The following is a 23,502-nucleotide window of genomic DNA, read 5'->3' on the forward strand; positions in this document are numbered from 1 at the left end:
TTACTGATGTATAATTTACTTACTAAAAATAAGAAACTACTTGAGGTGAAAACATGGCAAAGAGTTATGATGTAATTATTATTGGTGCTGGCCCCGGCGGAATGACCGCCGCACTTTATGCTTCGCGTGCTAATTTGTCAGTGTTAATGCTTGATCGTGGACTTTACGGCGGTCAAATGAACAACACTGACGCAATTGATAATTACCCTGGTTTCAGTGACGTTAAGGGTCCTGAATTAGGCGAAAAAATGTACAATTCAATCATGCGTTTTGGTACCGAATTTGAATATGGTGATGTGCAGTCAGTTGAACTTGATGGTAATACTAAAATTGTTAAAACCGATGCTGGCGAATACACTACTCAGGCCCTAATTATTGCAACTGGTGCTGATCACCGTCACTTAGGTGTTCCAGGTGAAGAAGAATATTCGGGTAAAGGTGTTTCTTATTGTGCCGTTTGTGACGCCGCATTCTTTAGGGATGAAGATATTGCGGTCATTGGTGGGGGCGACTCCGCAATCGAGGAAGGTATCTATCTTGCTCAATCTGCAAAATCCGTTACAGTCATTCATCGCCGCGATCAATTGCGCGCACAAGCTACTTTACAAAAACGCGCTTTTGCTAACGATAAGATGCATTTCATTTGGAATGCTAATACCGAGTCAATTGATGGCGATGGTCAGAAAGTTACTGGCGTTACCTATCAAGACAAGGAAACTGGTGAAGAAAAGCAGTTAGCCACACGTGGTGTCTTCATTTACGTGGGGATGTTGCCGCAAACGACACCATTTAAGGACTTGGGCGTTTTGGATGACAAAGGCTGGATTCCAACTGACGAACACATGCAGACCAAGGTGCCTGGTGTGTTTGCTTTGGGAGACGTTCGTGCTAAAGACCTGCGCCAGATTGCTAATGCAGTTGGTGAAGGTAGTGTTGCCGGCCAAGAAGCCTACAATTATTTACAAAATTTAAATGATTAATCTTAAGAATTCATCGGAAGGTGAATTCTTTTTATTTACTGCTAACGATAAATGCTAAAATAGACTAGATGAAAACGAATTTATTGTGTAAAAATTGAGGTGCATGACAGTAATGAATGCAAAAGAAATTTTTGAAAATTGGCAACAAGTCCAAAATATGCCGGATTATTTAAAAGAGCAGCTGACAACCTTGGGTCAGGATCCCAAGTGGGTTGAAGATGCGTTTGGTCAAGAAATCAATTTTGGAACCGCAGGGATGCGTGGCAGATTAGAGCCGGGGACAAACCGGATAAATTTGTTCACAATTGAGCGGGTTACTGAAGGCTTGGCTCGATTAATTGACGAAAATGGTGCTGATGCGCAAAAACGTGGTGTTGTTATTTCATTTGACTCGCGTTATCATTCACGGGAGTTTGCGGAAATTGCTGCTCGCGTCTTGGGGGCACATGGCATTCACGTTTATTTGTTTGATGATTTGCGGCCAACGCCAGAACTTTCTTTTGCAGTGCGGTACCTGCATACTTTTGCCGGGATTAACATCACGGCTTCTCACAATGCCAAACAATATAACGGCTACAAGGTTTACGGTGCTGACGGTGCCCAGATGGGACCAGAAAATGCTGCGCGCGTCTTTGCTCATGCGCAACAGGTTCAAAACATTTTTACCATTAAGGCAGCACCAGTAACGCAATTGCGGGCGCAAGGATTATTGCAATTAATCGGCGAAGACCTTGATGAAGCATATTTGGCAGAGTTAAAAACGGTTAACGTTAACTCACAAATGATTAAAGAAAATGCTGATAAGTTAACGATTATTTATTCACCGCTGCACGGTACGGGAAAGATGATTTACGACCGCGCGTTTCGGCAAGGCGGTTTTACTAACATTATCCCCGTGCCTAGTCAGTCAATTATTGACCCAGAATTCCCAACTACTAAGAAGCCTAATCCGGAATATCGGGATGTCTTTGATCCCGGCGTAGCTTTAGCCAACGAAAAAAATGCGGATTTGATTATTGCGACTGACCCAGATGCTGACCGAATGGGGGCATGTGTTCGAACCGAAAATGGTGATTTCCAAGTTTTGACGGGTAATCAAATTGCTACTTTGATGGCATATTATTTGTTAACTAATTTGAAGGATAGCGGTCAATTGACTAGTGATTATGAATTAATTGCCTCAATTGTTTCTAGTCAAATGCCGTTAAAGATTGCGCAAAGCTTTGGCATTAAGACCAAGTCAGTTTTAACTGGGTTTAAATTTATCGGTGAAGAAGTTGACCGGATGAATAAGGAACGCGACGGCAAGTTTCTGATGGGCTTTGAGGAAAGTTATGGTTACTTGTTTAAGCCGTTTGCTCGCGATAAGGATGCCATGCAGGGTGCATTAATGTTTGCGGAAGTTGCTTCATACTATGCTTCGCGAGGGATGACCGTTTTAGATGGTTTGAAAGAAATCTGGCAAAAGTACGGTACTTCTTACGAGATTACGCGGGCAATTGAAATGCCAGGCATCGGTGGTCAAAAGAAAATGGCAGCGCTAATGAGTAAATTGCGCAGTGAGCATTTGACCCAAATTAATGGTGTACCAGTGGTCAAAATGCAGGACTTTTTACTGCAAGAAGAAACCGTTAACGGACAGACAAAACCGATGACGGACTTGCCAAAGTCAAATGTTTTGAAGTACTTCTTGGCTGATGAAACTTGGCTTGCTTTAAGACCATCTGGTACGGAGCCAGTAATTAAGGCCTATGTTGGCGTCAACAAGCCAGATATTGCGGCTGCTGAAAAGGCTGCGGAAGATTATCAGGCGGCTTTGGCGGAGCTGTTAAAATAAGCTAAATAGCGTGCGAAAATATGTTCGCTGTAGTAAAATGGAATACATTAATAAAAGTTGGGCTTTTTGTCCAACTTTTTTACGAGGAGTCTTTTTATGATTAAGCGACAAGAAAAGCGTAAATTTGAACTTGTATCTAAATTTCAGCCTGCCGGTGACCAAGAGCAGGCTATTCAGCAGCTAACTCAAGGCTTTAAGAAGGGCGATAAGGAGCAAATTCTTGAAGGGGCAACTGGTACTGGTAAGACCTTCACGATGGCGAATATTATTGCTAATTTAAATAAGCCAACTCTGGTTATTTCTCACAATAAAACATTAGTGGGTCAATTGTACGGTGAGTTTAAGGAATTTTTCCCGCATAATGCCGTTGACTACTTTGTGTCCTACTATGATTATTACCAGCCTGAAGCCTATGTGCCGCAGTCTGACACTTATATTGAAAAAGATTCGGCAATTAACGACGAGATTGACCAGCTGCGCCACCAAGCAACTAGTGATCTGATGGAACGTAACGATGTGATTGTCGTGGCCTCGGTCTCCTGTATCTACGGTTTGGGTGATCCGCATGAGTATGCGGCTAGCGTGATTACCGTACATGAGAGTGAAGAATATGAGCGCAACACTTTGCTGCGTGATTTGGTAAATATTCAATATGACCGCAATGATATTGACTTTCAACGCGGGCGTTTTCGCGTGCGCGGTGATAGTGTGGAAGTTTTTCCAGCTGGTAATTCCAACCATGCATATCGGATTGAATTTTTTGGTGATGAAATTGACCGGATTGTGGAAGTTGATGCGTTAACCGGTGAGGTAATTGGTGAACGTGAAAGTATTTCACTGTTTCCGGCAACGCACTTTATGACTAATGATGAGCAGATGCGGCGTGCACTTAAGTTGATTTCACAAGAAATGAAATTGCAGGTAAAGGAATTCGAGGGCGAAGGTAAATTGCTGGAAGCCGAGCGGATTAAGCAGCGCACGACTTATGACATGGAAATGATGAGTGAGGTTGGTTATACCAACGGAATTGAAAACTATTCTCGCCACATGGAAGGCCGTAAGGAAGGCGAACCACCGTACACGCTGCTTGATTTCTTTCCCGATGACTTTTTAATTTTAATTGACGAGTCGCACGCTACAATGCCGGAAATCCGGGCAATGTATAATGGTGACCGCAATCGGAAAAAGACCTTGATTGACTACGGCTTTCGTTTGCCATCGGCACTTGATAACCGGCCGTTAAAATTACAGGAGTTTGAAAAGCACGTTAACCAAATCTTGTATGTCTCAGCTACGCCGGGTGATTACGAATTGGCGCGCACGCCGCATAAGGTTGAACAGATTATCAGACCAACGGGATTGCTAGACCCTAAGATTGAGGTTCGACCGATTGAGGGGCAAATTGATGACTTGGTAGCGGAAATTAACAAGCGCATTGACCATCATGAGCGGGTTTTTGTGACAACCTTGACCAAAAAGATGGCGGAGGACTTGACTGATTATCTCAAGGACTTAGGAATTAAGGTCCAATACCTGCATTCAGATGTTAAAACGTTGGAGCGAATGCAGATTTTGCGTGACTTACGATTAGGCAAATATGACGTGTTGATTGGTATTAACTTGCTGCGGGAAGGAATTGACGTGCCAGAGGTTTCTTTGGTGGCAATTTTAGATGCGGACAAGGAAGGCTTTTTGCGGGCTTATCGACCGTTAGTTCAGACGATGGGTCGAGCTTCGCGTAACCAAAATGGTGAAGTTATTATGTATGCCGATTCGATTACTGATTCCATGCGCGAAGCGATTGAGGCGACGCAAAGACGGCGGAAGCTGCAGATTGCTTTTAATGAAGAGCATGGTATCACACCGACAACAATTGTGAAGCCAATTCGGGATGCTATTTCAGCAACCAAGACGGCGGATGATGTGCCCGATAGTGATAGCTTTGCGGACCTTAACTTCGATGAGTTGACTGCTAAGCAGAAGAAGACAATGATTTCTGATTTGCGTAAGCAAATGCAAGATGCCGCTAAGAAGCTGGACTTTGAAGGGGCAGCAACCTTGCGGGATGCAATTATGGAATTAGAAAATTCAACGAGAAAACCGATTAAGAAAAAGGGAAAAACATTAAATGGCAAATGATAAAATCGTTATCCGTGGCGCGCGTGAGCATAACCTCAAGGATATTAATTTAACAATTCCGAAAGATAAACTGGTGGTCATCACCGGTCTGTCAGGTTCTGGTAAGAGTTCACTGGCCTTTGATACGCTTTATGCCGAAGGCCGCAGACGCTATGTGCAGTCACTATCTAGTTATGCCCGGCAATTTTTGGGACAAATGGATAAGCCTGATGTTGATTCTATTGACGGCTTAAATCCAGCAATTTCAATTGATCAAAAAACGACGTCGCATAATCCGCGCTCAACAGTCGGGACGGTCACTGAAATCAACGATTATCTGCGGCTATTGTGGGCGCGTGTTGGGCACCCAATCTGTCCTAACGACGGGACATTGATTGAACGACAATCGGCACAACAGATGGTTGACCGCATTTTAAGTCTGCCTGAGAGAAGTAAAATTCAATTGCTGGCACCAGTTGTGCGGGCAAAGCGCGGCGAGCATAAGGAAGTCTTCAAGCGAGTTCAGCGGGCCGGCTACGTGCGGGTCATTGTTGATGGCGAAATGCATGAAATTGGCGAAGATTTTAATTTGGCTAAGAATAAGCGGCACACGATTGACATTGTGGTTGACCGGTTAATTGTTAAAGAAGGAATTCGTTCGCGATTATTTGATTCTGTTGAGGCGGCTCTGCGTCTGTCTGATGGCTACATGAACGTTGATGTCATTGGGGACACCATGTTGAACTTCTCGGAATATTACGCTTGTCCTAAGTGTGGTTTTACGGTTGGTGAAATGGAACCGCGGCTCTTCTCCTTTAACGCGCCATTTGGTGCCTGTCCTGATTGTGATGGCCTCGGGGTCAAGCTGTCAGTTGACGAGGATTTGGTGGTTCCTGATAAAAGTAAGACTTTGGCTGAAGGCGCAATTGCACCGTGGAAAAATTCCAAATATTACGGTGAGATGCTGGCTCAAGCTTGCGATGCATTAAAAATTCCGTTGGATAAGCCATTTTCAAAATTAACTAAAAAGCAACAAGAGACAATTTTGCATGGCTCGACGAAAGAAATTAAGTTTCACGTTACCGGTGATTTTGGCGTTAACGATACTACGGCACCGTTTGAGGGTGCAATGGAAAATGTGGAAAGACGTTATAAGCATCCGATGTCGAAGTTCATGCGAGATGTGATGGGCAAGTACATGACTGAACTTACTTGTTCAACCTGCCACGGCAAACGCCTTAATGAAAAGGCATTGGCTGTTAAGGTGATGGGTAAGGATATTGCCGAAGCTTCAGAACTCGCAATCAACAAGGCCTTAGACTTCTTTAACGGGGTTAAGTTTGACGAGCAAGAAACAATTATTGCCAAGCCAATTTTGAAAGAAGTCCGTGATCGCCTAACCTTTTTAAACAGTGTGGGCTTAGATTATTTGACTTTATCGCGGTCAGCCAATACGTTATCCGGTGGGGAAGCACAGCGAATTCGCTTGGCAACGCAGATTGGCTCCAACTTGTCGGGGGTTATGTATGTCCTTGATGAGCCATCGATTGGATTGCACCAACGTGATAATGACCGCCTAATTACTGCCTTAAAACGGATGCGCGACTTAGGTAATTCTCTGATTGTTGTTGAGCATGATGATGAAACAATGCGCCAGGCTGATTATCTGATTGATATGGGACCTGGTGCTGGGACTTATGGCGGCGAAGTTATGGCTGCTGGGACACCGCAAGAGGTTGAAAAAAATCCTCAATCGCTGACTGGACAGTATTTAACTGGTAAAAAGTTTGTCCCTGTTCCGTTAAAACGGCGCAAGGGTAACGGTAACAAGATTACTATCACTGGCGCTGCCGAAAACAACTTAAAAAATATCAAGGTTGATTTTCCTTTGGGTAAATTTATCGTAGTCAGTGGTGTGTCGGGTTCAGGTAAATCCACGTTAATTAACATGATTTTAAAACGGGCACTGGCGCAAAAATTAAATCGCAATCAGACCAAGCCGGGCAAGTACAAGAGTATTAGCGGCTATAAGAATATTGAAAAAATCATTGATATTGACCAAAGCCCGATTGGCCGGACACCACGCAGTAATCCGGCCACTTATACCAGCGTCTTTGATGATATTCGGACGCTGTTTGCCCAGACTAATGAGGCCAAGTTACGTGGTTACACCAAGGCGCGCTTTTCGTTTAACGTCAAGGGCGGTCGGTGTGAAGCTTGTCATGGCGACGGGATTATCAAGATTGAGATGAACTTTTTGCCGGACGTTTACGTACCGTGTGAGGTTTGTCACGGCAGTCGCTATAATTCGGAAACTCTGGAGGTTACTTACCGAAAGAAAAATATTGCGCAAGTGCTGGATATGACGATTAGTGAAGCCTGCGACTTCTTTAAGAATATTCCTAAGATTGCCCGCAAATTACAGACAATTGTTGATGTGGGTCTAGGCTACGTTAAGTTAGGGCAATCGGCAACAACCTTGTCTGGTGGGGAAGCCCAACGGATGAAGCTGGCGGCTGAATTACAAAAATTGTCGACGGGCAAGAACTTTTACATTCTTGATGAGCCGACAACTGGTTTGCACACAGATGATATTAAGCGGTTGCTTGAAGTTTTACAACGGCTAGTTGATGAAGGCAATACCGTTTTAATTATTGAGCACAACCTTGATGTCATTAAAAATGCTGACTGGCTAATCGATCTTGGCCCTGAAGGTGGCGAAGGCGGCGGTAACATCGTTGCGACGGGCACTCCTGAACAAGTTGCCGAAGTGGAAAATAGTTATACTGGACAATATCTCAAGCCAGTGTTGGTGCGGGATACGAAGCTAACAAAATTGGCAGCAAAAAAGAAAAGTTAAATAGCATTTAATTATTTGCTCAGAAGTGTACAATAAAGCACAAGGAGGACTGAAAATGGATAATTTTTCTAGTTACAGAGAACATCGCGGCTTTGATTGGGCTGCATTTCTTGCAGGTGTTTTAATGATTGTGGCGGGGTTGTTCCTGCTGCGTCATCCGGGTAAGGCATTGCATGCCTTTGTTTTATTGTTTGCCATTTTGTCAATTGTTCAAGGATTTGTGTGGCTTGCGTTTTATAGTCATTTTCACTATTATATTTCCTTGAGCTGGATGTCGATTGTTTCTGGGATACTAGATATCTTAGTCGGTATTTTGTTCCTATATTCATACGATGCCGCTGGGTTGACGTTGGCATACTTGTTTGCGATTTGGTTTTTGTTTGATTCCATTTCCGGCATTATTGTTTCGTGGCATATGCGCAACCTCTCGCGATTTTATTTCTGGTTTAGCTTGATTTTAAATATTTTTGGGTTGCTAATTGCAATTAGCCTAATGTTTAATCCAGCTTTATCGGCACTAACCTTGATTTGGCTGATTTCGTTTTGGCTATTAATTTTTGGGGTTAATGAAATTGTCGTGGCTTTTGCCCGCAGATAATTAATAATGATTAAAAAGAGTCCGTTAAGGACTTTTTTTATTGGTTAAAAGGGTTATGAAACACCCGGTATGCTATAATTTAAGTGATAGGAGGCTGGCAAAAATGGCTGACAAGAAAAAGCAATTATTAATTGTCACAGGTATGAGTGGCGCCGGTAAAACGGTAACGGCACATGCTTTAGAGGATATGGGCTATTTTGTGGTCGATAATTTGCCGCCAACGCTTCTGGGGAGTTTTTGGGATTTGATTGTAAATTCTGATGACTTCACAAAAGTTGCGGTTGTGATTGATTTACGGGTGAAAAATTTTTACCGTGATTTGCTTGATGAGGTTAATTCATTAGAAGACAATGGAACCGTGCAGACGACGATCGTTTTTTTGGATGCGTCAAACGATACATTGGTTGCGCGGTATAAGGAAACACGTAGGCTACCGCCGCTTGCCAGCAGTGGTCGCTTGCTTGACGGAATTGAGCAGGAACGGCAGATATTAACCGGAATCCGCAACCGCGCGAACTATATTATTGATACTTCCGAGTTAACGACTAAGCAGCTAAAACAAAAGTTGCTTAAGGAATTTAGCGATCGGCAAAGGCAGCCGTTTTCGATTGAAGTGATGTCGTTTGGCTTTAAGTATGGGATGCCAATTGATGCCGATATTGTAATGGATGTGCGATTTTTGCCAAATCCATTTTATATACCAGAATTACGGCCGTTTACCGGCTTAGACAAGCGGGTATTTGATTACGTGATGGATAAAGAGACAACGCAGACTTTTTATGCGAAATTGCTTGACCTCTTAAAAATCGCATTGCCTGGTTATATTAAAGAAGGCAAGGAAAAACTGACGATTGCGATTGGCTGCACGGGCGGTCAACATCGCAGTGTGGCAATTGCTCAGCAATTAGCCCGTGATTTAACTAAAGGCGGTTACCAAGTCGACATTACGCATCGTGAGATCAGCCGCTACACTAGAAAATAGGTGAATTAAATGGCGTATGGAGAAGGAAAAATTATCCGGGTAATTAAAAGTAGACGTCCTAAAGTCGTAGTTATTGGCGGCGGGACTGGCTTACCCGTAATTTTAAATGCATTAAAGGATCAGAATGCCGAGATTACGGCGATTGTGACCGTTTCGGATGATGGTGGGTCGTCTGGTTCGATTCGCAACTTTATTAACGTTGTGCCGCCTGGTGATATTCGTAATGTCTTAGTGGCTCTAAGTGACATTCCGCAAGAGGAGAAAAACATTTTTCAATACCGGTTTGATTCGTCAGACTCGTTCTTTTCCGGTCACGCAATCGGCAATCTGATTATTGCAGCGTTGAATGAAATGCACGGTAATATCTTTGATGCCGTTCAGTCTTTATCCAAAATGATGCACGTTGATGGCCATGTTTTCCCCGCATCGAATGAACCTTTGACCTTAAACGCGGAGTTTATTGATGGTACCAAGCAAGCTGGCGAAAAGGAAATCACTGATAAAGACAAGCGAATTAAACGCGTTTGGGTGACAGACACTAATTCAGATGATGAGCCAGAAGCGGTTTTACCGGTTTTGGCCTCTGTCATGCAGGCAGATGCCGTTGTATTGGGCCCAGGTAGCCTGTTTACGTCAATTTTGCCTAACTTGATGATTCCGAATCTTGGTCAAGCAGTCCGCGAAACCAGCGCGGAAGTGATTTATATTTGTAATATCATGACGCAGCTGGGCGAGACTGACCATTTCTCTGATAGTGAGCACGTGGCGGTCATTAATAACCATCTTGGCGGCAATTATATTGATACAACGCTGGTTAACGGTGCCAAAATCGACATGAGCAAGTTTAATCCAGCGGATTATGACGCATACTTGGAACCTGTTAGGAATGACTTTGCGGGTTTGCGAGTTCAAGGCAGTCGCGTGATTACCGATGATTTCATTGATCAGCGCAGTGGCTTAGTCTTTCACGATGGTAAAAAGGTGGCGCGTGAGATTATCAGTTTAGCGTATGAAGCAATGTCCCGCAGAAAGAGGACCGATAAGTAATGGCAAGTTATGCGAGTAATGTTAAAAAGGAATTGACGGCATTGCCAATTCATCCTGAACATGCAAAAGCTGAATTAGCAGCATTTTTGCGGATGAATGGTGTGTTAAACTTTCACGATCATCAATTTAGTTTGGATATTACAACGGAAAATCCGGCGATTGCACGACGGATTTTTTCCTTGATTAAAACCGCTTATCGCGTTGAGCCGCTGCTCATCGTGTCACGGAAGATGAAATTGAAGAAGAACAACCAGTATCTTGTTCGCCTGCAAAATCATGTCCGTGAAATTTTAACTAATTTGGAGATTTTGTCTGCGGAATCTGGCTTACTGACGCGAATTCCTAAGCGGATTATTACCTCTAAGGAGGGCGCAATGTCTTATTTGCGTGGCGCATTTTTAGCCAGCGGCAGCGTCAACAATCCCGAGACCAGTCGTTATCATCTGGAAATTTATTCAGCTTATGAAGATCATAATGATGATTTGCTGGAATTAATGAACCATTATTTTTTCTTGAATGCCAAAACAACTAAACGCCGGCGCGGTTTTATTGTTTATCTCAAGGAAGCAGAAAAAATTGGTGATTTTCTTCATATTGTGGGCGCGTTGAATGCCATGCTGGCGTTTGAAGATTTACGGATTATGCGTGACATGCGCAACTCTGTTAATCGGCTGGTCAACTGCGATACAGCTAATTTGAAAAAAACAGCAACAGCTGCTGCCAAGCAGGTTGAAGATATTGAATTAATTGAACGCAAGAAGGGCTTGGATACATTACCGGAAAAGTTGCGTGACCTGGCGCAATTACGGCTAACTAATCCGGAGTTATCGTTAAAGGAACTGGCAGAGCAGGTGCCAGATGGTCCAATTTCAAAATCCGGTGTCAATCACCGGCTTAAAAAGTTACATGAGTTAGCAGAAACTTTAAGACAATAAAAAAGAGTTCATTTTAAAATGAACTCTTTTTTGATGTTAAGTAATTACTTTTTCTTGTTAACCATAATTTTGTCAATCAAGCCGTAATCCTTAGCTTCTTGAGCGGTCATGTAGTTGTCGCGTTCGGTATCTTTTTGGATTTTATCTAACGGTTGACCGGTAGTTTCGTGGATGATGTTGTTGATCTTTTCCCGACTCTTCAAAATTTCAGTAGCAGCAATTTGAATGTCAGTTTGCTGACCCTGAGCACCACCTAAAGGTTGGTGAATTAAGACTGTCGAGTTTGGTAATGCAAACCGTTTACCCTTGGCACCACTAGTAAGTAAGATTGAAGCCATTGAAGCGGCCATCCCGATAGCAATCGTGGAAACGTCGGACTTGATGAAGTTCATTGTGTCCATAATTGCCAAACCTGAAGTGATCACACCACCAGGTGAGTTAATGTAAAGTGAAATATCTTTGGTGTTGTCTTGAGCATCAAGGAAAAGTAGTTGCGCAATAATCGTATTTGCCATATCATCGTTAATTTCGCCGCTCAGCATGATAATCCGGTCTTTTAATAGCCGCGAATAAATGTCGTATGCACGTTCACCGCGAGCAGTTTGTTCGATAACTGTAGGTACAAGCATGTTTCTGCCTCCTAAATTTAAGTTCTAATTATTAGCACTCTAATAAGTACAGTGCTAATTAAATCACTTACATGGGTAACTGTCAATGAAAGTGTATCAATTTTGTATTTTTTGTAACGTACTTCTTATATTACAATATAGAGAGTATATTAAATTTTGGAGGAAAGATTTTGAAGCATTTTAATAAAATAGCAACTATTATGACGACTTTGATGCTGGGAGCGTCTGTCGCAACTAGCTCTCCCGCAGCAGTTCTGGCCGCTACAACTGACTCTGATGCACCTGCTTCAGACACCAGTACAAATTCTAATTCGAATTCTGTAACCAAGCCTGATGACTCAAAGGATACAACTGGCACTGATACACCAGATGCAGATAAGCCAGCTGATAATAATAAGCCTGATGACACATCAAACACTACAGATACCGATAAACCGCAAAAGCATAAAGCTAAGCCCAAGCAAAAGGTTACCGGTTATTCGATGATGACCAAGGTTGCCGGTAACAAGAATTATAAGGTTTGGAAGACAGTTTCAGACGGTAAAGTTCATACTAAAGTTGCTGATGGTAAGATTTACCAATACAATCACATTCAGTCAGACCAATTGATTGAGACCAAGAAGGCGCGTTATTGGCGAATTTATGTTGATGGCCGTGAAGTTGGCTATGTCAACGAAAATTATTTTGCTAAAAACCAAATTTCAGTACCGAAGACAATTTCTTTAGTACGGAATGATAATTATGACTTTTTCTCATCCGATGCTATTTCTTATGTCACTAACAGTATGGGAACTGTCATTGATAGCAGCCAAGTTAAAATCTCTAAGCAAGACATTTCTTGTAGTAAGGCTAAAACTTACAAAGTTAAGTACAGTTACGGCTCAGCCAAAGCTACAGTTAAGGTAACGGTAAGAAAGAGTACTAGCGAAGGAATTGTTGATCCAGACGATTATGCTTCTGTGACTGGACAACCTGGTACTGAGGATTATAAGAGCTGGAAAAAACACTATGGTTCTTCAGTTAATTACATTAGTCCAACTGAGTACACCCCAGAAACTGAATCTCATACTTTAAGTAGCAACGGCTTGACATTGAAGACCAAGTTTTATCAACCCGTATTACTAAGTGTTAAAGATCCATCAGATGATAACATTAACCGTGTGGGTCATATTCCGGAAGGAATGACGGTTTCTAATGGTTGGGCTTACACGAGTTTATTAAGTCACACTAATTTAATGTCAGGACACGTTGTCGGCTATGATTTAAACAAGCTAAAGAGTCCATATAATGCTCAGCATTTGCTTGATATGTCGCAAACTGATTTTAATAATTATGTAAAGCATATCAAGGTTAGTCAATACATCCCAATTGGCCATGGTCAAGCAATGGGCGCAAGCAATAAATATATTTACGTGATTAATAATGATCATACGCAAAAGGAAAGTACTGACTCAGTTGAATTGGTACAAATCCGCAAGAGTGATATGCAAATCAATAAGATTTGGACTTTTAAGACTTGGGTTGGTGACGATTCACAACCACGTTATTTCCAAAATGGTGTTGTAATGTCAGATACTGATATGTACACTGTTTATCACGATGCCAAGAACAAATGCTATGAGTACTGGGAATTGCAACGCAAAGGTGATAATTGGTACCCGAAGCTTGTTGGTAAGACCAATGGTAATTTTGTCAGTAACGGTGCCCCAGTTCAGGGCTTTGCTTATGATCCCGTTAACCAAAAGTTCTACTTGGCCTTTAACGATTTGATCTTTAAGATGAGTCGCAACGGTGCAATTAAGCAGGCTTACCAATTTGACACTGGTCGTGAGATTGAGGGCATGTCAGTTAGCGATAATCAGTTATACGTTAACTTGGCCCAGCGTGCAGAGTTGTTGGTTAGCATGAATATTAACTAAAAAAAGTAAGAGCTGTAAGCTCTTATTTTTTTGTCTTTGCAGCATTTTCAATTAGCTGATTAAATTGCTTACCGCTGGTGCTCATGCTATAATATAGACATAAACAAAAAAGAAGCCCTACTTGCAATAGGACTTCTTAACATGAGTTTCCGCTCAAAAGCGGTGACTTTACGAATTTTTTTCAAAAACCGCTAGAGTGATCTGAACCCTAAAATTAGGACAGATTATTAAATTTTAACTTAGGACTAGCTCCCGATATTTTATCGGGGCTAGTCCTTTTAATTTTATTTTGATTCTTTCGTTATTGTAGTAGTCGATATATTCTCTGATTGCTTGTTCTAATTCAGTTAGACTCTTAAAATTCTTTTCGAAGCCATAAAACATTTCTCGCTTTAAGATGCCAAAGAAGCCTTCCATTAATCCATCATCTAAGGAATTACCCTTACGTGACATTGATTGCTCAACACCATGATTCTTAAGCCATGCTTGAAATGACGCGTGCTGATACTGCCAGCCTTGATCGGTATGAAAGACTAAGCCATTTAATGCTGGATGTTTCTGCCAAGCTAACTTTAACATGTCCATTGTTTGCTTTAAATTAGGACTGCGGGAAATCGTGTAAGAAATAATTTCCTGCGTGCAGCCGTCAATAATTGGCGACAAGTATGTTTTTTGACCATTAAGGTTGAACTCAGTAACATCGGAATACCACTTGTGATCAGGTAAAATAGCGCTAAAATTACGCCGAATTAAATCAGGCTTTATTGGACCTTGAGTTCCACGGTAACTGTTGTACTTCCGCCAACCTTTGATTCTAATGCCATATAATTTCATTTTAGTCATTAATCTTTGAATCTTTTTATGATTGACTTTAATACCTAAATTTTGAATTGTTTGCGCAATACGGCGATAGCCATAACGATGTTTGTTATCTTCATATATTTTGCGTATTAGAGTCATTAACGGTTGATTCTTAGTATCTTTATCTTTCTTATTAATCGTGTAGTAATAATTACTGCGTGACATGTGCGGCAGATCAGGATTGGTATTAATAGTTTCAAGAATAAAAGTTACACTGACTTTAAGTTCACGTCTTAGCTGGGTAACTGCCGCAGCTATTTCTTCGGCTTTTGGTTCTTGTTCCTTTGGTTGACTAAGACGTGCAATTTTTTTACAAATTCGTTTTCGACAGTAAGTTTCAAGTTCTGTTCTTGTAAGTCCTTGACCTGTTGTTTGAGACGATGATTTTCCTGCTTGATCAGCTTGTCTTTGGCGTTCATGTTTAGGGCGTCCTTTCGGTTTAATAACGACATTATACCCGTTTTCTTTGTAAGAGCGTACCCAATTGGTTAACGTACTAGGAGCTTTTAATCCTAATTCAACAGAAACTCCATAAATGGCTTCCTGATTAACAATAATTCGCTTGATAGCCTGCTCTTTAAATTCAAGCGAGTAATGAGCATGAGGTTGGTCTAAGATTTTAAAGCCATGCGTTTTAATTAAAGCAATTAAATAGGTGATACCTTTTTTATTAACCCCATATTTGTCACTTAGCTTTTTTGAACCAATATGATTATTTTTCCATAAATTATAAATATCTATTTTGTCTTGTTTAGATAATTTAGCCATAGTAAAATCCCGAAATTAGTTTGTTCTAATTTCGGGGTTCATATCAGAGGTCAAGCTAGGCGGTTTTTTTGTGCTTGAATTTTTTCCAAGCCGCAATACAAAGCCTTAACTTTTTCGGCGTTTTTGCAGCATTATCTAACAAACTATTAAATAGCTTAATAATCCGATTAGTTAGCCATAAAAGCACCATAAGCCAAGCAAAGATTGCAATAACAGCATCCAATAGGGTACTGGACTAATACCTTCCCTTAAAATTTTGCAGTTATAGCTTTTTACACCATATGCATCATCTCCCAGTCGAGAAATTAGTCACCGCATTTCTAGCTTCTACTCATGTTGAATTAATTATAGCAAAATAAAACTAGAATTACTTTATTAAAAATAAATATAATTTACCCTTTTAACAGATCAGTATGGCTACTTTTGTATTTTTTCTGACAATCAGGACAGAGACCAAAAATTTCTAAATGACTGGCTGAGGTCACAAAGCCAGTTTGTTTTTCGGCCTCACGCCGCATTTGGTCTTCAATTGCGCGAAAGTCGGGATAAAAAACATCAGCGATTTTACCGCAATTAGTACAGATAATATGAAAGTGTGGTTTAACAAAGTAATCGTAGTGCGACGAGTTATCACCGTTTTTAATTTCAATCACAATGCCGGCTTCCACCAGTTTCTTTAAGGTATTGTAGATCGTTGCCCGATAAGTTGGGATCACATCACTGCTAACTGCTTGATAAATCGTTGCCGCTGTTGGGTGATTATGGTGTGACATCAAATATGTTAAAATTTTCAATCGCGGATGTGTGACTTTTAAGTGGTACTGTCGCAGTAATTGCTCTGCCTCATTGGTTTGTTCTGCGGTCAAAGATAATCATCTCCCTCATCTTTTTGTCTTTAGTGTATCATTTTTTGCTAATAAAAAACCGCCCAAAAAGGGCGGCGAGATAATTTTACTATAAGTTACATTTTGGCATCTTGATGGCGCTTGATTGTCGGTAAGATTAAACCAAGAAGGAATAGGACAATTGGCGTTGCAATATTTAATGTCAATGTAAATGGATCAGGTGAGTACATTCCCAAGATACAACATGCAGTTGTAACGGCAAAGCACCAGATACCAGCTGTAAATGCTAGACCTTGGTGAGTTGTCATTTGGTAAGTACTGTCAGTAATAAATTTCTTATATTGTTTACGTAATGCCACGTAAGCGACAAAGACCCACAGGTAACGAACGGGCATGATAATTGAATTTAACTTAACTAGTTGAGCCATTACAGCTTGAGCATTTGGCATCAAGGCTTGCAGGACAATTAGACCACCAGATAAGATAACAATTAACCAGATACCGTTGATATAGGCACCGTGCTTATTTAACTTGAGTAATTTATTAGGGATGAAGTCTTTTGCTTCTTTACTTCCTAAGAGCATTCTCAATGGCGCATCGATACTGATAACTAAAGTTGAAAACTGCCCGATAACATTGCACCAAGCATAAATATACATGAACAAACCACCGACGTGATAGTATTGTCCCAGCTTGTTAAAGGCCATGTAAGGACCATTAGAAATGTATTCGTTTAGATGGCTGCTGACGATTTTAGGATCGAACATCATTGCCATCGCAATAGTACCCAAAATTGCTGAGACCATAACCATTACAGCTAGCCCAATCATTGCTTTTGGAAAGTTCCTCGATGGGTCCTTTAAGTTGTTAACGTATGGTGAAATTTTCTCAGCACCACCAACGGCGAAAACTAGAATTGATAACGAGGTGAAATATTTCATGTTGAATGTTGGCATGAAATTCTTCCAGTTCCAGTTAATGTTGAGGTAGCCGGCATGCGGATTAATCACGGGTGCTGCAAACATCATGATGATAAATAAAATTGACATCACAAACATTGAAGTACCAGCGATTGTTGAGAGGGTCTTGATGACCGGCACGCCGCGGCTGGCAACCCAGCAGAAGAACAGAAAGACTGCGAGTGTGGCAAGCTGCGTCCAAGCTGTTGGCACACTGTCGTACCAGTTGGTATTGCCGAAGATACCCCAAGCCATTCCTCTTAGGCCACCCGTACCTTTACTAGAAATATAAACGATGTGGACAGCCCAAAAGGTCCAGCCAGCATAGTAGGCCCATTTTGGTCCCATTGTTGCGTTAACCCAGGAGGCAACACCACCCTCAGAATCTTTGAAAACGGAACCGAGTTCACCAACCATCAAGGCATAGGGAATAAAGAATAGCAGGAAGATCATAATCCAGCTAAAGATAACGTGGGTTCCATCGAAGTAGACAAAGCCGTTAACAACGTTCCCGAAGCTCCAAACGATGGAGAAGGCCATTGTTGCTAAGGTTGTCCACAACATTTTCTTGGAATTATCGTGTGTTTCAGTCATGAAATAATATTCTCCTTTCAGATAATTATTAATATTGTACACTAGGCTAACTTAAAAAGCTCTCATTTTTCACAAGTTAACAAGTGCGTCATAGCTTTTTCTTGAAAAATTATATAACGCAGGTAACTATTGCAGAGGACTTATAATTGTGCAAAACTATCTTTATATTGTTAATTAGAGAGTAGGAGCACTATGAAAAAGAGACAAGTTGGGAAAAGTTTACTTACTAGTGCAATTATTGCAACTAGCTTATTTGCATGTGGTAATTATCGCTCGGTAACCGCCAAAAGTTACAAAAAAGCGGTGACGAAAGTTGCGGGGAGTGGCAACTACACGATTTATCATCATGCTTCCAAAAAGGGACCAGCTGGTGCATTTACCTCAACTAAGTATTTTAAACATGCCAATTTGCAGGCAAAAAAGTCAGTAGCAACTAAAAAGGGTAAGTTTTGGCAAATTATTGTTGACGGTCGCACTGTCGGTTGGGTCAACCAGAACTTTTTTGCTAGAAACAAGATTGCAGTTGCTAAAAAAGTTAGCTTGGTTGAAAACAGCAATTATGAGTTTGAAACGCGGGATGCGATCAGCGTGGCGGCAGACAGCCAGGGAACAGCAATTAATCCTAGCAAGGTTAAGGCTTCACCAGCTAAAATTGATACGAGTAAGCCAGGAACAACCACCGTTCATTTTCAATATGGCAGTGCCAAGGCTAGCGTCGATGTCACAGTGCGTGATGATTCAGATGAAGGGGTTGCACACGCTGACCAAACGCCGCAGAGTGGGCCAACGGCAGTGTCAACTTGGAAGGGTAGTTCTAAGTCGTCATCACGCAATTGGAATGCCAAGCACCATTATGGCTTTGAAACAAAGTCGAACACGTTTAAGGCCGGGAATTTAACGCTGAGGACCCAGCTTTACCAACCGCGTTTTGTCAGTTTGGACTACAATAAGGCAGCAGATAAGATGGGACAAGTAGGGGTAATTCCTGAAGGAATTACTGTCAAAGGCAATAACTTTACGGTTGCAGTTTTCAATAATAGCAGTGATTTAAAAGGACATTTAGTGTCTTATGATTTAGATCATATTAATAAATACCGCGCGCAAAATTTGCCTGGATTAGGCTGGTCAACTTTTAAAAAGTACGCAGCACGTATTAAGGTTAGTCCTTACATTAAATTGGGTCATGGTCAATCACTGGGGTCTTCCAGTAAGTACCTTTATGTGATGGCAAATAACAACAAGGCAGGTAACTCGAAAGCTTCCGAAGAAATTTTGCAAATTCGCAAGTCAGATATGAAGATTAATCAGATTTGGTCATTCAAAATTTGGAACGGCTCATCAGCTCGTTACATTCATAATGCAACTTTTAACGGTGACAACACAATGTATTGCTTGTTCCACAATGCAAGTAACGGCCGCTATGAATACTGGAAGGTAACTAGAAGCGGCGACACTTGGACACCAGTTGAAGTTGGTGCAACGCAAAGCAACTTTATTGGCAATGGTTCACCGGTTCAAGGCTTTACCTATGATAGTGGACGTCAGCAATTCTATATTGGCTTTAACGATTACCTGTTCCGCGTTGGTGAAGATGGAACTTATAAGGGCAAAAACCATTTGCATGTTAAACGGGAAATTGAAGGCTTGTCGGTTTCCGGAAGCAAGCTTTACGTTGAATTTGCGCAACGTGGCGAGTTAACGGTTGGAAAAGCAAAATAAACAAATGAAAAAAAGCAGCTTCATTACGAAGCTGCTTTTTAGTATGGGTCCCCTGAGAGTCGAACTCAGATTTTAAGAACCGGAATCTTACGTGCGATCCATTACACTAAGGACCCAATTAGCACAACAACAAGTATACCAGAAAGTAAGAAAAAATAAAAATATTTTTGCAAAAATTCGTCAAAAAGTTATTCTGCCGGTCTAAATTCTTGTATTTTATGTCAATTTAATAATTAATATTTCACTTGAATTATTTTCAAAGCATTGTTATACTGTAAGTGTCGATTGAGGAATAGCAGATTTAATGTTTAACAAGTCTATATTTCTCTTATATTTTTAAGCAATCTGGGACAGTAAGTGACACATATTGGGTCACAATTGTCCCAGCAGGAAGGAGCGAAGGTAATGTACTCGGAATTCCCGGTGCTTGAAGCTCTCGTTCCTGATATCTTAAAAGTGTTTCGACAGAGGTATCTTGTCCTTGAGCAGATTTCGCTTAATGCACCGATTGGTCGCAGGAGCGTAGCGCAAGCTTTAGGACTTTCCGAAAGAAACGTGCGAACAGAAACGGAGTATCTTCGTGATCTTGGTTTGATTGAAATCAAGAGTTTTGGCATGTTTATGACGGAAAAAGGCAAGAAGACCTTGCAGGATGCAGCTCCCTTGATTGATCGGCATTTCAATGCCCGCAAGACAGAGATTGAGTTAGCGCACAAGTTGGGGATTGAACGGACGATTATTGTTCCGGGCGATAGCGACTTGCAGGAACGAGTTTATGAGCGCATGGGCGAAGAACTTAGTTCGGCGTTAAATCTGCTTTTGCCGTTGGGCAAGTCAATCATTACCGTTTTAGGTGGTGTTGCTCTTGCAAAGTCTGCGAAGTATTTGTCGAAGAACCTGAGCGATAATCGGCAGTTGGAATTTGTCCCGGGGCGCGGAGCCTTGGGCGAGAATGTTGCGATTCAAAGTAACACTATTGTTCAAGAAATGGCCGTTAAAACCGGCGGTAAGTATAAGACTTTATACTTACCTGAACAAATTTCAACTCAAGCTTACAAGTCACTCATTAGAGAGTCGACCTTTGCTGATGTTTTAGAAGACATTGCCAAAAGCGATGTCGTCATTCATGGCATTGGCTTAGCTCACGATATGGCTCGGCGCAGAGGTTACGATTCAATTCGTTTATCCGAATTGCGCGAGAAAAAGGTGGTCACCGAATGTTTCGGGTGTTTCTTCGATGGCCAAGGAAAGATTGTCGACCGCGTGCAACAGGTTGGCTTGCAGTTCGAGAATCTAAATAAAATCCCGCACATATTTGCCTTTGCTTGCGGCAGCCGTAAGGCTCAAGCAATCAAAGCTTATATGCCTAATGCTCCTCATCAAACCTGGTTAATTACTGATGAAGGAGCCTCAGATAAGATTTTAAAGGGGATTTGAGTCTCATTTAAAATAAATTGGTGTTTACAATTCTTACATAGTTCTTAAGGAGGACTTTAGAATATGACAGTTAAAATTGGTATTAACGGCTTTGGCCGTATCGGTCGTTTAGCATTCCGTCGGATCATGGATTTGGGCGAAAAGTCAAAGGATATTGAAGTTGTTGCTATTAACGACTTGACTACCCCTGCACTTTTGGCACACTTATTGAAGTATGACTCAACTCATGGTACTTTCAACCACGAAGTTTCAGCAACTGAAGACTCAATCGTTGTTGATGGTAAGAAATACCGCGTATACGCTGAACCACAAGCACAAAACATTCCTTGGGTTAAGAACGACGGTGTTGACTTTGTTCTTGAATGTACTGGTTTCTACACTAGCAAGGCTAAGTCACAAGCTCACCTTGACGCTGGTGCCAAGAGAGTCTTGATTTCAGCTCCTGCCGGCAACGACTTGAAGACTATTGTTTACTCAGTAAACGATGACACTTTGGATGCAAACGACAAGATCGTTTCAGCTGGTTCATGTACTACTAACTCATTGGCTCCAATGGTTGATGCTTTACAAAAAGAATTTGGCATCAAGGTAGCTACTATGACTACTATTCACGCTTACACTTCAACCCAAATGATTTTGGATGGACCTGTTCGTGGTGGTAACTTACGTGCTGCTCGTGCTGCTGCAGCTAACATTATTCCTCACTCAACTGGTGCTGCTAAGGCTATTGGTCTTGTTGTTCCAGAATTGAACGGTAAAGTTAACGGTCACGCACAACGTGTTCCAGTTGTTGATGGTTCATTGACTGAATTAGTTTCAATCCTTGACAAGAAAGTTACTGCTGACGAAGTTAACGCAGCTGTTAAGAAGTACGAAAGTCCTTCATTCGCATACAACGATGACGAAATCGTTTCAAGCGATGTTATCGGTATGACTGCTGGTGCCATTTATGACCCAACTCAAACTATGGTAACTACTGCAGGTGACAACCAATTAGTTAAGACTGTTTCATGGTACGACAATGAATACTCATTCACTTGCCAAATGATTCGTACTTTGTTGAAATTTGCTACTCTTTAATCATTAATTTTTGATTACTGCTGATAGTAAAAAGAGAAGGCGGAGGGAGATTCTTCCTTCCGCCTTTTTTTGAAAGAAAAATAATTGAGTTATCGGAGGATATAGATGGCTAAATTAATTATTTCAGATTTAGATGTTAAGGGTAAAAAAGTTTTAGTCCGTGTTGACTTTAACGTCCCGATTAAAGACGGCGTGATTGGTGATGACAACAGAATTGTTGCCGCATTACCAACAATTAAATATATTATTGAAAATGGCGGTAAGGCAATCTTACTTAGTCACTTGGGCCGGGTTAAGTCTGATGATGATAAAAAAGAATTGTCACTTAAACCAGTTGCTGAACGCTTGAGCGAACTCTTGAAGAAGCCTGTAACTTTTGTACCTGCAAATGAAGGCAAAGAAGTTGAAGACGCAATCAACAAGATGAATGATGGCGATGTTGATGTTCTTGAAAACACTCGTTTCCAAGATATTGACAATGACTTTGGTAAGCGTGAATCTAAGAATGATCCTAAGCTTGGCGAATACTGGGCAAGTCTTGGTGACATGTACGTTAACGATGCCTTTGGTACCGCGCACAGAAGTCACGCTTCCAACGTTGGAATTGCTGAAGCAATGAAGAAGGCTGGCAAACCAGTTGCTGCTGGTTACTTGATGGAAAAGGAAATCAAGTTCTTAGGCGATGCTGTTGCTAACCCAGTTCACCCATTTGTAACTATTTTGGGTGGTGCCAAGGTTTCAGACAAGATTGACGTAATTACTAACTTAATTCCTAAGTCAGACCACATTTTAATCGGTGGTGGGATGGCTTATACCTTCTTAGCTGCCCAAGGTCACGATATTGGTAAGTCATTGTTTGAGCCAGACAAGGTTGAATTGGCTAAACAATTGCTTAAAGATGCTGATGGCAAGATTGTTTTACCAGTAGATAACTTAGCTGCAACCGAATTTTCTAACGATGCTTCTCGTGAAGTTGTTGGTGACGATATTCCTGACAACATGATGGGTCTTGATATCGGTCCTAAGACTGTTGACAAGTTCAAGGAAATCTTAAAGGATGCTAAGACTGTTGTTTGGAACGGACCAATGGGTGCCTTTGAAATGTCTAACTTTGCTAAGGGTACTTTGGAAGTTGGTAAGGCTTTGGCAGATCTTAAAGATGCTACAACCATCATTGGTGGTGGTGACTCAACTGCCGCTGCTAAGCAACTAGGGATTGCACCTAAGATTACCCACATCTCAACTGGTGGTGGCGCAAGTTTGCAATACCTTGAAGGTAAAGAATTACCAGGAATTGCCTGCATTTCAGACAAGTAAATTTAGGAAAGGACGTT

At 41.4% G+C, this 23,502-nt stretch carries 17 protein-coding genes; 13 read left to right on the forward strand and 4 right to left on the reverse strand.

Going from position 1 to position 23,502, the window contains the following annotated elements; genetic code table 11:
• The first annotated feature begins 53 nt into the window (after positions 1-53).
• From trxB to whiA, 8 genes are all read left to right on the forward strand, one after another.
• A complete protein-coding gene (gene trxB / locus OZX63_RS03420) occupies positions 54-980 on the forward strand; it encodes a thioredoxin-disulfide reductase (protein ID WP_277144609.1) in 927 nt (308 codons plus the stop codon).
• 112 nt (positions 981-1,092) lie between these two features.
• Complete coding sequence (locus tag OZX63_RS03425; RefSeq protein WP_277144611.1) at positions 1,093-2,817, forward strand: phospho-sugar mutase; 1,725 nt, start codon at positions 1,093-1,095, stop codon at positions 2,815-2,817.
• A gap of 96 nt (positions 2,818-2,913) precedes the next feature.
• Complete coding sequence (gene uvrB, locus OZX63_RS03430; protein ID WP_277144612.1) at positions 2,914-4,956, forward strand: excinuclease ABC subunit UvrB; 2,043 nt, start codon at positions 2,914-2,916, stop codon at positions 4,954-4,956.
• Complete coding sequence (uvrA, locus tag OZX63_RS03435) at positions 4,946-7,795, forward strand: excinuclease ABC subunit UvrA (RefSeq protein ID WP_277144614.1); 2,850 nt, start codon at positions 4,946-4,948, stop codon at positions 7,793-7,795. The genes uvrB and uvrA overlap by 11 nt, the downstream gene beginning before the upstream one ends.
• A gap of 55 nt (positions 7,796-7,850) precedes the next feature.
• The gene (locus OZX63_RS03440) at positions 7,851-8,393 is read left to right on the forward strand and encodes a DUF308 domain-containing protein (RefSeq protein WP_277144617.1); all 543 of its coding nucleotides are present in this window, start codon (positions 7,851-7,853) and stop codon (positions 8,391-8,393) included.
• A 103-nt stretch (positions 8,394-8,496) separates the two neighbouring features.
• Positions 8,497-9,375, forward strand: a complete 879-nt coding sequence (rapZ, locus tag OZX63_RS03445) for an RNase adapter RapZ (protein ID WP_277144620.1) — start codon at positions 8,497-8,499, stop codon at positions 9,373-9,375.
• A 9-nt stretch (positions 9,376-9,384) separates the two neighbouring features.
• Complete coding sequence (gene yvcK, locus OZX63_RS03450) at positions 9,385-10,422, forward strand: uridine diphosphate-N-acetylglucosamine-binding protein YvcK (RefSeq protein WP_277144621.1); 1,038 nt, start codon at positions 9,385-9,387, stop codon at positions 10,420-10,422.
• Positions 10,422-11,357: a DNA-binding protein WhiA gene (whiA, locus tag OZX63_RS03455; protein WP_277144623.1), complete on the forward strand. Its 936-nt coding sequence runs from the start codon at positions 10,422-10,424 to the stop codon at positions 11,355-11,357. The genes yvcK and whiA overlap by 1 nt, the downstream gene beginning before the upstream one ends.
• 44 nt (positions 11,358-11,401) lie before the next feature.
• Here the strand turns inward: whiA and clpP are convergent, their stop codons facing one another.
• The gene (gene clpP / locus OZX63_RS03460) at positions 11,402-11,986 is read right to left on the reverse strand and encodes an ATP-dependent Clp endopeptidase proteolytic subunit ClpP (RefSeq protein WP_277144625.1); all 585 of its coding nucleotides are present in this window, start codon (positions 11,984-11,986) and stop codon (positions 11,402-11,404) included.
• Positions 11,987-12,156: 170 nt separating this feature from the next.
• Here clpP and OZX63_RS03465 point away from each other — a divergent pair, with 170 nt between their 5' ends.
• Positions 12,157-13,905, forward strand: a complete 1,749-nt coding sequence (locus OZX63_RS03465) for an SH3-like domain-containing protein (RefSeq protein WP_277144627.1) — start codon at positions 12,157-12,159, stop codon at positions 13,903-13,905.
• Between the two features lie 234 nt (positions 13,906-14,139).
• On the opposite strand, the gene OZX63_RS03470 is transcribed toward OZX63_RS03465, so the two are convergent.
• From OZX63_RS03470 to OZX63_RS03480, 3 genes are all read right to left on the reverse strand, one after another.
• A complete protein-coding gene (locus OZX63_RS03470) occupies positions 14,140-15,534 on the reverse strand; it encodes an IS3 family transposase (RefSeq protein ID WP_277144629.1) in 1,395 nt (464 codons plus the stop codon).
• Positions 15,535-15,926: 392 nt separating this feature from the next.
• A complete protein-coding gene (locus tag OZX63_RS03475) occupies positions 15,927-16,400 on the reverse strand; it encodes a Fur family transcriptional regulator (RefSeq protein ID WP_277144631.1) in 474 nt (157 codons plus the stop codon).
• 95 nt (positions 16,401-16,495) lie between these two features.
• On the reverse strand, positions 16,496-17,932 hold the full coding sequence (locus OZX63_RS03480) for an amino acid permease (protein ID WP_277144633.1): 1,437 nt from the start codon (positions 17,930-17,932) through the stop codon (positions 16,496-16,498).
• A 192-nt stretch (positions 17,933-18,124) separates the two neighbouring features.
• On the opposite strand from OZX63_RS03480, the gene OZX63_RS03485 reads away from it, so the two are divergent.
• The 4 genes from OZX63_RS03485 (at position 18,125) to OZX63_RS03500 (ending at position 23,485) form a co-directional block, all read left to right on the forward strand.
• Positions 18,125-19,651: an SH3-like domain-containing protein gene (locus tag OZX63_RS03485; RefSeq protein ID WP_277144635.1), complete on the forward strand. Its 1,527-nt coding sequence runs from the start codon at positions 18,125-18,127 to the stop codon at positions 19,649-19,651.
• Between the two features lie 405 nt (positions 19,652-20,056).
• Entirely contained in the window at positions 20,057-21,088 is a 1,032-nt protein-coding gene (locus OZX63_RS03490; protein ID WP_277144637.1) for a sugar-binding domain-containing protein, read from the forward strand.
• Positions 21,089-21,151: 63 nt separating this feature from the next.
• Entirely contained in the window at positions 21,152-22,168 is a 1,017-nt protein-coding gene (gene gap / locus OZX63_RS03495) for a type I glyceraldehyde-3-phosphate dehydrogenase (RefSeq protein ID WP_277134490.1), read from the forward strand.
• A gap of 105 nt (positions 22,169-22,273) precedes the next feature.
• A complete protein-coding gene (locus tag OZX63_RS03500; RefSeq protein ID WP_277144639.1) occupies positions 22,274-23,485 on the forward strand; it encodes a phosphoglycerate kinase in 1,212 nt (403 codons plus the stop codon).
• Positions 23,486-23,502 lie beyond the last annotated feature (17 nt).

This window comes from Lactobacillus sp. ESL0700 (genome assembly GCF_029392095.1).
Classification (GTDB): Bacteria; Bacillota; Bacilli; order Lactobacillales; family Lactobacillaceae; genus Lactobacillus.